This is a genomic window from Legionella pneumophila subsp. pascullei (assembly GCF_900637585.1).
Classification (GTDB): Bacteria; Pseudomonadota; Gammaproteobacteria; order Legionellales; family Legionellaceae; genus Legionella; species Legionella pascullei.
The window spans coordinates 1974741-1988270 of record NZ_LR134380.1 but is presented as its reverse complement, the minus strand read 5'-3'; the positions used below and the strand labels follow the sequence as shown (position 1 = coordinate 1988270).

The window sequence follows — 13530 nt, the reverse complement described above, 5'->3', positions numbered from 1 at the left end:
TCCAGTGTTGATTTATGAGCCTATTTAATAAAGAACCTGATCCGCCCTTGGCCGAAAGTTTAAGGCCTCAGCATATCGATGAGGTCATAGGTCAAAGTCATTTGCTTGGAGAAGGCAAACCCTTAAGGCTTTGTTTTATAGGCTCCAAATTGCACTCTATGATCTTATGGGGACCACCAGGGGTTGGCAAGACTACTATAGCAAGATTAACTGCACAGGCTTTTGATTGTGAATGGATAGCATTATCAGCCGTATTTTCGGGAGTTAAGGATATTCGAGCTGCCATTGAAAAAGCACAAGAATATTTAATTCATGATAAAAAGACTATCTTGTTTATTGATGAAATTCATCGATTTAATAAAGCTCAGCAAGATGCCTTATTACCCTATACAGAAACAGGCTTAATTACTTTCATTGGGGCGACTACGGAAAATCCATCTTTTGAGGTTAACTCGGCGTTGTTATCACGGGCACAAGTTTATGTTTTAAAACCTTTATCGGAACAAGAGTTAAAACTCTTATTTTTTAGGGCCCACCAAAAAGTTTTATCTTCTTTGCAATTTACAGAGGAAGCTGTTAATTTTTTAATTTCTTGTGCTGATGGAGATGCCAGACGATTACTTAATTTACTTGAACAAATAAAGACAGCCTGCCTGGCCCTTAAAACAATAGTTGTTGATGTAGAACTTTTACATGATGTTATAGTACAAGGTGGTCGACGTTTTGATAAAGGAGGAGAAGCATTTTACGATCAGATTTCCGCTTTGCATAAGTCGGTACGAGGCTCTAATCCTGATGCGGCACTATATTGGCTATGTCGAATGCTGGACGGCGGAGTGGATCCGTATTATTTAGCCAGACGTATTATTAGAATGTCATGGGAAGATATAGGATTAGCAGATCCAAAAGCAATTCAAATCGCTAATGATGCCGCTGCTACTTATGAGAGGCTTGGCTCACCAGAGGGCGAGCTCGCTTTGGCACAAGCTGTGATTTATTTGTCTGTCGCTGCCAAGAGTAATGCAGGATATTTAGCATTTAATCAAGCTATGGAATTTGTAAAAAAGGACAAGTCAAGAGAAGTTCCAATTCACTTGAGAAATGCTCCCACTCAATTGATGAAAAAACTAGGTTATGGTCATGAATATCGATATGCTCATGATGAACCCTATGGTTATGCTGCTGGTGAGCGTTATTTACCTGAAGGAATGTCAGAGGTTAATTGGTATAATCCAGTACAAAGAGGTTTAGAAACTAAAATTGCAGAAAAGCTCGCTTTTCTGCGCCAATTAGACAAAGATGCGAAAAAGAATGTTTGAATTATTCGCTATTTAAGTCAGGTTAGGCTTGTCACCCAATTTTACCCCAAAGAAGAAGTTTAATCGACATTGGTATCCTGTGAAGTATAAAGAGCATGTCAAAATTCTGACTGTATAAGTTACAGATGATGTTTTAAAATCTCATGGATCCCATTTACAATGATTTAAAAATTACAAATTGTTTATAATTTTAAATGTTTTCAGAAAAATCTTGTTATCAATTAGTTAATCAATTGATTTTAAATACATTTTAATTTTGGCCTAAACTTTGCTTGAGACATTATTATAATAATTAAAATGAATACCATGCATTATTCAAATTATCAAACTTGTGCGGTCAAACCTCAGATAGAATTATCCGAATGGGATATTTTGTCCAGTTTGCCTACTGCCTTGGTAATTTTGAATGCCCAGGGCAAAGTAGTTTGGTTAAATCCTTCAGCTGAAGCGATGCTTGGTTATGGATTAATTGGTTCACTATGGTTAGATGTGATTCAAAAAGCATTTGTTCCAAGAGCTGATGATGGACACGAAGTATCTCTAGCTGATGGAAGACGTGTGCACGTGGCTATTTCTTCTTTAGAGAGTTTACCCGGTATATTGATTACTTTGTCTGATATTACTGCAAGCAGGGATTATGAAGAGGCCAAAGAAAATGAAAAACGATTGGTTTCTATTGGGACAATGACTGCGCAATTAGCTCATCAGATTAGAACCCCCTTATCTTCTGCCATATTGTATACTGAGCATTTAAATAATCTCCCGAATTTGGATCATCGTATTAAAAACTGGATTCACAGATTGCAAGAGTGCCATGCGAGCATAGAAAAGCAAATTCAGGATTTATTATTATTTGCCAGGGGAACTTTCATCGAACCCAAATATGTGGATATGGAGTTTTGGTGCTCTCAATTAATACAAAGAGCTCAGCCATATATTGAGTCTTATGCGGCTGTCTTACACGTTAATAACCATCTTATTACTCGTGAATCCTCCATACATGGAGAGTCTTTAATTGGAGCAATTTTGAATCTTGTAATTAATGCGCTGCAGTCTGAGGCGACCCAAATTGATTTAACGCTTGCATCCATGGATGATTCGGGTATACAAATATCAGTAGAGGATAATGGAAACGGAATGTCTGAAGAAGTCAGGGCACAAGCATTTTCGCCATTCTATACAACAAAAGCACAGGGTACAGGTCTTGGATTAGCAGTAGTTTTTGCTGTGGTAAAAGCGCATGGTGGTCGAGTGACTCTTGAGTCGACTGAAGGGATAGGAACACAGGTAACTATTTGTTTACCTTGCCTGAACAGAAACGTAGGATAACTTTATCAAACAAAGGATTTTCTATGAGCCATGTTTTAATAGTTGAAGACGATTCAGTATTAAGAGAAGCGTTGGCTGAGACTATGACTATCTCAGGCCATACCTATATCACTGCTAAAGATGGTAAAGAGGCATTATCGCTTCTTGAATTACATAATCCAAGTGTTGTACTCACTGATATAAGAATGGATAAATTAGATGGAAATCAGTTATTAAATGAAATACAAAAAAAGAGGCCAGGCCTGCCGGTCATTCTAATGACAGCCTATGGCTCAGTAGAAGATGCTGTTACAGCCATGCGACATGGCGCTGTTGATTATTTGCAAAAGCCGTTCAGTGCACAAGTCTTAATTGAAAAAATAAAGCAGTATATAAAAACTGATCTGAGCGAAGAGGATAATGATCCTATTGCACGGGATCCTAAAAGTCAGGCCTTGCTAACAATGGCTTTAAGAGTTGCTCAATCGGATGTGGGTGTTATGATTAGTGGAGAAAGTGGTACCGGAAAAGAAGTGCTTGCACATTTTATCCATGATCATTCATATCGAAGTAAACAGCCTTTTATTGCAATAAATTGTGCTGCAATTCCTGAACAAATGCTGGAAGCAACCTTGTTCGGTTATGAAAAAGGTGCTTTTACCGGAGCCTACAAATCTACTCCTGGTAAATTCGAGCAAGCCCAAGGTGGGACTTTACTTTTAGATGAAGTGAGTGAAATGTCCTTAGGTTTACAGGCAAAATTGCTTAGAGTCTTACAAGAAAAAGAAGTAGAAAGAATCGGTTCAAACAAAATAATAAATCTTGATGTACGTATTATTGCAACGACAAACAGACAATTAAAGGAAGAAGTTCAAGCAGGGCGATTTAGAGAGGACCTTTATTATCGATTGAATATTTTTCCTTTGCAATGGCATCCATTAAGAGAGAGAACAAGTGATATTATCCCATTAGCGAATTATTTAATTCGTAAACACTGTCAGCATAAGCAACCAATAGTCCCAGTCATTGGCCCGGCGGCTCAAAAAGCAATGTTATCTTATTCCTGGCCAGGTAATGCACGAGAGCTGGATAATGTTATACAAAGGGCTCTGGTGCTACAGACTCAAGGTATCATCGAAGAAGAACATTTGCAGATAACGAATTCAACTACCATCCCTTCACAAACGAAGACAATGAGCAAGAGTAAAAATTTACAGATACATGAATATGAACTTATAGAAAAAACATTATTAGAAAATGAAGGAAACAGACAAAAAGTTGCTGCGCTATTAGGGGTTAGCGAAAGAACTTTACGCTATAAGCTCGCAAAAATGCGTGAAGAAGGATATGTGGTTTAATAGAGGCTAATAAAATGAGCGATATTAATACAGTAAATTTAATCAATCAAATGAAAACTCTGGCTGCCCAGGCTGAGGGCATAAAACTCGATTCTGGTTTAAATCAAGCTTCTTTCAGTTCGGTTTTTCAACAGGCATTGAATCAAGTTAATGAATTGTCACAAACAGCAGATGGTTTAAAGACCCGATTTGAAATGGGCGATCCTAATGTGTCCCTTGGAGAAGTAATGATAGCCAGTCAAAAATCCAATTTAGGGTTTGAAGCGACATTAAGAGTTAGAAACAAATTAGTACAAGCATACCAGGATATTATGAACATGCCAGTTTAGTTAATGTTTTGAGTAGTAGAACTTTTTCAGCAGATAAATATTATCAAACTCAATAACAGGTTCTTATGGGGTTCTTTAAGGCCATAATGAGTTTGATAATATTCTCTGTAAAGTTTTAAAACTCAGAGTGAAGTGTTCTGGAAAAAAGGATAAAAATTACAGGAGTAAATCATGGCATTGGCTGATAATGCTTCAGTAGCAGCTACGAAATTTGCAAGCTTATCTATACCACGCCAAATTGGAGTGTTGTTTGGATTGGCTGCAAGTATTGCAATAGGTGTGGCAGTGGTTCTATGGTCTCGCGATCCAAGCTATGTTCCATTATATAGCCAGATCAATGCGCAGGACTCATCAGAGATTTTAACTATTTTAGAACGAAATGGAATTGACTTCAAAATTGACAAGAATAATGGTTTATTGATGGTGCCTGCCGATGAGTTGCAAGGCGCTCGTTTGAAATTGGCTGCGCAAGGGTTGCCTCGCGATACTGCTATTGGCCATGATCTTTTGGGTAGCAGCGGTGGCGTGTTTAATACGAGCCAATTTATGGAAAACGCCCGATATAAACAAGCTCTTGAGGCAGAATTAGCGCGTACAATTAGTAAATTTAATAATATTAAATCGGCCAGAGTCCACTTGGCAATTCCTAGGGAGTCAGCATTTGTAAGAGACTCACAAGAGCCTAGTGCTTCTGTATTTATTGATGTGTATTCTGGATTTGAAATAAAAAAACATACCATTGCAGCGATTGTCAATTTAGTGGCATCAAGTATTCCGAATTTAAGCGCAGGAAGAGTAACTGTAGTTGATCAAGATGGGCAACTGTTAAATGAAGGTAGTGGATATAATCTATTTTCAGAAACGGAGCGTTTTCTTGATTACAGACAAAACCTGGAACATCAATACGCTCAAAAAATTCAGGATATCTTAACTCCAATATTGGGATATGGCCGCGTCAGAGCGAAAGTATCTGCAGACATTGATTTTACCAGTTATGAGCAAACTCAAGAGTTGTTCAATCCGGAACTTTCCGCTTTACGCAGTGAACAAACTATGCAAGAGAGTCGTAATGCGTCAAATGAAGCAAGCGGGGTTCCTGGAACATTATCAAATACTCCTCAACCGAATGCTTCTCTTGGGCAAAAAAATAATCCTCAACAAAAAGCAACACCAAATAACTTGCCTCAGCAAACCTCATCTGATCAGATGCAGGCAAAAGATGTTCGCATGCAAACCACTAAAAATTTCGAATTGGACAAAACAATAAGTCACACGAAAAATCAGCCAGGAACAATAAAACGCTTGTCTGTTGCTGTATTGGTAGATAATAGACCTGTAATGAATGATAAAACCAAGAAAATGGAGAAGAAAGCTCTAACTAAAGAAGAAATTGAGCAGATAAAGTTATTGGTCTCCGATGCGATAGGATTGAATATCAAGAGAGGAGATAGCTTAAATGTAATCAACAGCAGTTTTGTAAAGCCAGATCCTATAGAAGCGATTCCAGAAGAACATTTTTGGCAAAAAGACAGTTTTTGGTCTGTGATTAAGCAGATTGGTGGGGCTCTTTTTATATTGGCAATAATATTTGGTGTACTAAGGCCTATGTTAAAAACTTTGGCAAGCAATAAAGAGATGGACCAAGCCCCTAATAATCAGGATTCAGCAGACTTTACATTGGATGGAAGAATATCATTTAAGGATGTTCAGGATTATGAAACCCAGCTAAGTTTACTTCGTCAAGTGGTTGATAAAGAACCCAAGCGCGTTGCACAAGTAGTGAAATCGTGGGTTGATCGGGGGTAATTATGGACGGAATAGAGCGAGCAGCTATTTTATTGTTGAGCATGGGAGAAAAAAACGCTTCAGAAGTTTTAAAGCATTTGGAGCCTAGGCAAGTACAAAAAGTTGGGATGGCTATGTCAAAGATGAATAGCGTAAGCAAGGCGAAAATGCAGAATGTTCTGATTGACTTTATCAGCGCAATCGAAGATCAAACAAGCTTAACTGTAGATACAGAACATTATCTCAGAACCGTTCTGATAGAGGCTTTGGGGGAAGAAAAAGCAAATCCATTTATTGATAGAATATTGGTATCAAATAAAGACAGTGGTTTGAATAAACTGAAATGGTTGGATGGACGTTTGATAGCCGAAGTGATTCGTAATGAGCATCCCCAAATCATTGCCACTATTTTAATTCATCTGGATAGTGAGCAATCCGCTGAAGTGGTTAGTTACTTTAGTGCAGAAAAAAGAGCGGAAGTGTTATTACGAATGTGTAATATTGATACAGTAAAACCTGAAGCAATCTCTGAACTTGGACATGTGATTGAAAAGCAGTTAAGTGGTCAAACTACAGGTAAATCATCTTCTGTCGGTGGAATTAAAACAGTAGCGGATGTGATTAATTTTTTGGATGGCGCTATGGAAGAAGAAGTGCTGGAGAAAATTAAAGATTGGGATGAGGAGTTAAGCGAGAAAATAAGAGACAAGATGTTTGTTTTTGAAAACATCAAAGACATGGATGATAGAAGTGTACAAACTTTATTGCGAGAGGTGACGTCTGATCAATTAAAACTGGCATTAAAGGGTACTACTGAAACAACGAAAGAAAAAATCTATTCGAATATGTCAAAGCGAGCTGCGGATCTCCTAAGAGATGACATCGAGGTGCAAGGACCGGTAAGAGTCAGTGATGTGGAAAGAGCTCAGAGGGATATTTTAGCTATAGCTAGGAACCTGGCTGAAGATGGCAAGATCAGCTTGGGTGCAAAGGGAGGGGACGAGTTAATTTAGTCGTTTTTCTTAAGTTAGACTTTAGCCATTTTATGTAAATAGTAAGGGTCATTGAAATAAGAACTTGCATTGAATTTGTTTTTTATTTGTTCTAAGTGGTTATTTTTGGTATTATTTAGGCCTAGGATAAGGTTAAGTAGCTATGTCAAATGAATTTGAACCATATAATAAACAGGTTAAAAATATTGAATTTACCACTTGGGAGTATCAGCCTTCCAAAGGCACAGAGCAATCGCAGCCTGATGAAGAAGAGTTGATTAATGAGCTGGAAGCAGTTAGGAAGGAAGCTTTTCAAAAAGGTTATGCAGATGGGTTGCAGCAGGCGCAAGAAGAAATTAATACAATCAAAGCAGAGCTCTCCAAATGGCTGGATTTAATTCAAAAACCCGTTCAAATTTTAGATGAGCAATTGACCCAGGAAATCATTCAGACCATCATCTGGTTGAGTCAACATTGCATTGGTATCGAGCTTTCTATTAATCCAGATAAACTGAATGATTTATTGAATAAAATAAAAGGAGAATTACCTTCTTTAAGTGGCAAGAAGTCTATAAGCATGCATCCTGATGACGTGCAATGGATTAAAGAAGCATTTTCTGATAGCAATATCCCTGGTCTTCATGAACTGTTGCTCCCTGATCCAGCATTAAATCGTGGAGATTTCTATCTACAAGGTGAACATAGCGAGTTGGATGGTCGGATTCAAACTCGTTTTACTACCTTATTCAACGAATACATTAATAAAGAGAGTATAATCCAAATTGGCGTTTCTCAGGAATAGTGATGACTATTTACCAAACACAACTCCATAAAATTTTATCTGGGGTAAGGAATAAACATCATTCCGGATTGTTACATTGTGGTAGAATTAGTAGAGCAATAGGCTTAACCATTGAGGCAAAAGGATTTAATCAGCCCATTGGAGCGCGTTGTCTGGTTAAAATCAATGATGAACATTCTGTTCAGGCAGAAGTAGTTGGTTTTAGTAACGAAAGTGTTTATTTAATGTCTATTGGAGACATACAAGGAATGGCTCCAGGAATGAAAATCATTCCTACCGGACGCATTGCTCAAGTGAGTGTTGGCCACCAGCTGCTAGGACGGATATTAAATGGTTCCGGAATGTTTATAGACGATGGACCTCCTAACGAAATGGTAGAAACTTATCCATTGATAGGACAAGTGATCAATCCTTTAAAAAGAGCCCCTATTGAAGTTCCATTGGATGTTGGGATTCGTGCCATTAATGGCTTATTAACAGTTGGCCGTGGACAACGGATAGGTTTGTTTGCTGGAAGTGGAGTTGGTAAATCAGTTTTACTTGGGATGATGACACGTTTTACTGAAGCTGATGTTGTTGTGGTTGGATTAATTGGAGAACGTGGGCGCGAGGTAAAAGAATTTATTGAGTGCAACCTGGGTACAGAAGGTTTGAAGCGAGCAGTTGTAGTTGCTGCTCCAGCGGATGAAAGCCCTTTGATGCGTTTGCACGGTGCGAAGGTTGCAACAAGCATTGCTGAGTATTTTCGAGATCAAGGTAAACATGTTCTCTTACTGATTGATTCTTTAACCCGTTTTGCCCAGGCACAGAGGGAAATTGCGTTATCGATTGGTGAAGCTCCTGCAACAAAAGGATATCCGCCGTCGGTATTTGCCAAATTGCCTAAATTGGTTGAAAGAGCTGGAAACGGGACTTCGGAGGGGGGGTCAATTACAGCATTTTATACTGTCTTGACTGAGGGAGATGACTTGCAAGATCCCATAGCAGATGCGGCACGGGCTATTTTAGATGGCCATGTTGTCTTAAGCAGAGCGCTTGCGGAGCAGGGGCAATATCCGGCAATAGATCTTGAGGCTTCTATTAGCCGAGTCATGCAGGGTGTTGTCTCTGAGCAACATATGAAAGATATGTTATTGTTTAAAAAATACCTGTCTGTTTATGAAAAAAACAAAGATTTAATTTTATTGGGAGCATATGCAAAAGGAAGTGATCCCATGGTGGATAAGGCAATATTGGCAGTGAATAAACTCAAAGATTACCTGATGCAAGGAATGGATGAAAAAGTGAGCTATGATGAGAGTTTGACATCCTTAGCCAAGCTGGTTTCAACTTTGGTAGGGAATGACCAATGAGTGACAGATTAGATCGTTTGATTCAGTTATTAAAAGTTAAACAGGAAGCGACTCAACAGGCTTATATGGAGCTGATAAAAGCAAGGGAACAATTTAATCAAAATAAAGCTAGGCATGAACAATTAGTGGGTTACAGACAAGATTATTTGCAGCAATTGGAAGTATTAGGACAGCAAGGAAGCTATGTAGGGCCTTTACGTAATCGAATTAATTTTATTAATCATTTGGATACTGCTTTGATACAATTAAACTCCTATTTGAGTCAACTTGCAAAAAACAGGATGAAAGCGGATTTAAATTATAAGCAAGCAAAAACTTCAGAAGAAGGAATAAATAAGCTAATTGAAAGAGTAAAAAGAGCTGAACTGAAGCGATTACAGCGTATTGAGCAAAAGGAAACTGATGAATATGCGCAAAAGCAATGGTATAGTAGTTTAAAACATGACCGATAATAACCTTTTGGCAAATAAATTCTTTAAAAAGATTTGGATGGTTTTAGCCATCTTGATAATTTTCGCAGCTGTCTTTTCCAGTGTATTTCGCGCTCTTACTCCCTGGGCTAAACAATATAAAGGGGAGGTCGAACAGCATTTGACTTCACTTTTGGGTCAACCAGTTACCGTTCAAACTATGGAAACAGGGTGGTATTGGTTTGAACCAGTCGTTAAATTAAAACATATAAAAATTCATGATGGTCATAATAAGTCAATTTATTTGGATAAGTTAATTGTCGGTGTTAATTTATTTAAATCCCTCTGGAATTGGCGTATTCAACCGGGTGTACTTTATATCGATGATATGCATTTGGTTTTTCGTGAAAAAGACGGGCATTGGTGCATTGAGGGGATTTCAAGTAATGCAATGAAAGACACTGATATTACACCTGAAAAAACCAGGGAAATATTAGATTGGCTTGCTCAGCAGGAAAAATTAATTGTAAGGCATGTTTCTGCCCACTTACATTTTAATGATGGGTCATTAATTCCTGTTAACGGATTAAATCTATCGATAGTTAATAAAGGGGGGACTTATAAGATAAAGGGAGAAGCAAAACTTGAACAAACGAATGCAACCGTTTTCCAACTGCTAGGCAATGTACAATTTGATCCTGATCAAATTGAAAACACCAATGGACGTCTCTATTTTTCAGCCATTAATGTTTTGCCTGCGCAATGGCAAAATTTATTGCCAAAATCCTCCATACGGCTGGAGGGAGGTAAAGGAGATATTTCATTATGGATTGATTTGGAGAAAGGGAATATTTCATCAATTCAAGCACAATTGAAACTTAAACGTCTGGCATGGAAATTATTAAATAAAAAAAATAGCAAGCTTATCCAATCATTTTACGCCAACATGGGATGGAAATTGGATAAACAAGGTTGGCAGTTCCAGGCAGATCATATGAAACTAAGAGTTGCAGGGGTCACTTGGCCAGAGAATCAATTGTCGATTCGGTTTAATAAAAATCAGAATACCTATCAAGTCTTTACAAAATCCCTCATTGTAGAATCACTATTATCTGAAGCAATTAATTGGCCGCCAGTTATTCAAAATGTGCTGCAGTTAAAACCGCATGGGATCTTGAGTGATATTCAGGTATTAATCAAAGAAAATCAAATTAATTATATTTTAACTCGATTTGATCAATTAGGATGGAGTGCTAAGGACAACAATATTCCTGGAGTGAGTAATTTATCCGGCGTTTTAAATTGGCAGCCTACGGAAGGGCGCCTGGAGTTAGATTCCGAGAATTCAACTTTTGATATTAAAGGCTACCCTACTCAAAAACTGACGATTTTTAATGGTGCTTTTGATTGGAAAGAGTTAAATGAGGGGGTGCGATTAAGTATTGAACGCTTGGTTGCAAGTCAACCTGAGTTAACAATCAGTCTGGAAGGAGCCCTGGATCAACTGACCAAAAATTCTGTAGGCAATATTCGTTTAGCAGGTAATTTTTCTGGGAAGAATTTACAGAAATGGATGCCTTATTTACCTGCAAAGCACATGAAAGCCAAGTTATTTGCCTGGTTAAACAATGATATTAAACGTTTAGGGCAAGCAACAGGTAAGATAACTATTAATGGAATGGCAAAGGATTTCCCATTTGATAATGGTAATGGGGAGTTTTCTATAGTAAGTCATGTTGTTGGTGGAGATATTTTAATTACTCCAGAATGGCAATTAATTAAAGATTTGGAAGGTTATATCAAACTAAAAAATAGAAACCTTGATATTGATATCGTTGATGGCGATGTCCAAGGTGTTCCACTTAAGCAAATGAACTTACGTATCGATGATATTGGTAAAGATAGGGAAACCTTGTTAATTCATGGAATTGTTCATGGAAAAGCACAAAAAATGCTCAACTTTGTTATGAACTCTCCATTAAAGAAAAAATTATCGGCTTTAAAAATATTATTGATAAAGGGATTGATATCACTTAATTTGCGTTTGGAAATCCCTCTTTATCCAGAAAATGATGATAATCTGGCCCGAGGTGAATTGAATTTTGAAAATAATATAATCAATATCAAGCATCAGATGGGAGATTTTTCTGTAGGAGATGTTACCGGAAATTTATTGTTTAATGAAAAAGGTATCCAGGATAGTGCCTTAACTGCTACGGCATTTGGTTATCCCCTGAATATTAAAATTCAATCGGAAAAATCTCCTCAATCATTAACTGCGATATCAATCGAGGGTGAATGTACCGTAGAATCCTTAAAGAAAAAATGGCGCTTACCTATTTTCTCAGTACTTAAAGGGAATATTTTAGCTAAGGCATTATTAAAAATTACGGATGATCCTAATGACTTGGATAATATGAAGTTGAACTCTGATTTGATAGGGTTGGCAGTTGACCTTCCACCACCTTTAGGAAAAACTTATAAAGAAAAAACCCCCTTACTGGTTAACCTGGATTTTAACCCACAAAAGACACTTCGCTTGAGAGTTAATTACAATGGACGATTAAGTACGGATCTTTTGATGCAAAACCAAAAAGGCGTATTTAACTTAAAGTCAGGTCAAATACGCTTAGGTGGCGCACAAGCTGTAAATCAGGAGCATCCTGGTCTCAGTATTGCTGGTACGTTAGAGGGCTTTGATTTGCAAGCATGGAAAGAAGTAATCAATAGATTCTCTAAAGAGAATGTCAACCCTTCTCTCTTAAGTTTGGTTAATATTATTGATGTAAAAATGGGTAAACTACACTTTCTGAAACAGCAGTTTGATAACATGTCTGTGTATGCGAAAAAACGTCCTGATAATGATTGGGCTGTCAATTTAAAACAGAAAAAAATCGATGCGGATTTAACCTACCATTCGGCAACAAATTCTCTGAGTGGCTTTGTGAAATACTTACATTTATCTGAAATAGGGTCTTCAATAAACAATAAAGATACTCCTTCACATGCCAGTCCGGCACAAATTCCCAATTTGAATTTAAGAGTCGATAATTTTTCAATTGGAAAAATTCAAATTGGCAATATTACCCTTAAAAGTCATTCTACACCCGAACGCTGGCATATTGATTATTTAAGGGTAGACTCACCCTATTATCAAGCTAATTTTGAAGGGGAATGGCTTCAGAAAGGAAAGGTTAATCAAACGAAACTACAGTCTAAAATGTATTTGAAAGACTTGGCTAAGAGTCTTGATCGTTGGGCGATTAATCCGGCGGTCGATGCGGGGAAAGGATATATAGAATTTCGTGGGGGTTGGCAAGGTACCTTATATGATTTTTCTCTAGCTAAGTTGAGTGGTTCAATGTATTTACAGCTGAAGAATGGTCGAATTACTCATTTGAGCCCGGAGACTGAAGAAAAACTTGGTTTAGGGAAGTTACTAAGCATATTGAGTTTGCAAACTATTCCAAGACGGTTAAAGCTCGATTTTAGTGATCTCTCAAATGATGGCTACAGTTTTGATATATTTAAAGGCAATTTTAATGTCAATAAGGGCATTATGAGTACTAATAACAGTTACATTGATGGTCCGGTAGCTTATGCTAGTATGAAAGGGGATCTGGATTTGGTAAGGCGATTATATGATTTGGATTTAAACATTTCACCGCATATCACTGCTAGCTTACCTGTTGTAGCTACGATAGCAGGAGGTCCGATTGCTGGTCTTGCTGCATGGATTGCAAATAAAATTATTAATCAAAGCATGCAGAAAATTGCGGGATATAGTTATAAAATTTCTGGCCCTTGGAATCAACCTATTGTGCAACAACTTAATATAGTGAAGAAATTGCCGTAACTAAAGGAGACAAGATTAT

At 37.6% G+C, this 13530-nt stretch carries 10 protein-coding genes; all 10 read left to right on the top strand.

Annotated elements, in window-relative coordinates; genetic code table 11:
• Nucleotides 1-14: 14 nt before the first annotated feature.
• The 10 genes from EL201_RS09030 (at nucleotide 15) to EL201_RS08985 (ending at nucleotide 13511) form a co-directional block, all read left to right on the top strand.
• Entirely contained in the window at nucleotides 15-1319 is a 1305-nt protein-coding gene (locus EL201_RS09030) for a replication-associated recombination protein A (protein WP_027221949.1), read from the top strand.
• Nucleotides 1320-1616: 297 nt separating this feature from the next.
• Nucleotides 1617-2648, top strand: a complete 1032-nt coding sequence (locus EL201_RS09025) for a sensor histidine kinase (protein ID WP_027221948.1) — start codon at nucleotides 1617-1619, stop codon at nucleotides 2646-2648.
• Between the two features lie 23 nt (nucleotides 2649-2671).
• A complete protein-coding gene (fleR, locus tag EL201_RS09020; protein ID WP_027221947.1) occupies nucleotides 2672-3985 on the top strand; it encodes a sigma-54-dependent response regulator transcription factor FleR in 1314 nt (437 codons plus the stop codon).
• Nucleotides 3986-3999: 14 nt separating this feature from the next.
• Nucleotides 4000-4314, top strand: coding sequence for a flagellar hook-basal body complex protein FliE (gene fliE, locus EL201_RS09015; protein ID WP_027221946.1), 315 nt, complete (start codon nucleotides 4000-4002; stop codon nucleotides 4312-4314).
• A gap of 171 nt (nucleotides 4315-4485) precedes the next feature.
• Nucleotides 4486-6120 (top strand): flagellar basal-body MS-ring/collar protein FliF, encoded by a 1635-nt coding sequence (gene fliF / locus EL201_RS09010; RefSeq protein WP_027221945.1) that lies wholly within the window; start codon nucleotides 4486-4488, stop codon nucleotides 6118-6120.
• Nucleotides 6121-6122: 2 nt separating this feature from the next.
• Nucleotides 6123-7112 carry a flagellar motor switch protein FliG gene (gene fliG / locus EL201_RS09005; RefSeq protein WP_027221944.1) on the top strand — a complete coding sequence of 330 codons (990 nt, stop codon included), beginning with the start codon at nucleotides 6123-6125 and terminating at the stop codon, nucleotides 7110-7112.
• Between the two features lie 142 nt (nucleotides 7113-7254).
• Nucleotides 7255-7893, top strand: coding sequence for a flagellar assembly protein FliH (locus tag EL201_RS09000; protein WP_027221943.1), 639 nt, complete (start codon nucleotides 7255-7257; stop codon nucleotides 7891-7893).
• A gap of 2 nt (nucleotides 7894-7895) precedes the next feature.
• Entirely contained in the window at nucleotides 7896-9245 is a 1350-nt protein-coding gene (gene fliI / locus EL201_RS08995) for a flagellar protein export ATPase FliI (protein ID WP_027221942.1), read from the top strand.
• On the top strand, nucleotides 9242-9697 hold the full coding sequence (gene fliJ, locus EL201_RS08990) for a flagellar export protein FliJ (RefSeq protein ID WP_027221941.1): 456 nt from the start codon (nucleotides 9242-9244) through the stop codon (nucleotides 9695-9697). Before fliI ends, fliJ begins: the two co-directional genes overlap by 4 nt.
• Nucleotides 9687-13511, top strand: a complete 3825-nt coding sequence (locus EL201_RS08985; RefSeq protein WP_027221940.1) for a YhdP family protein — start codon at nucleotides 9687-9689, stop codon at nucleotides 13509-13511. Before fliJ ends, EL201_RS08985 begins: the two co-directional genes overlap by 11 nt.
• Nucleotides 13512-13530: the final 19 nt, after the last annotated feature.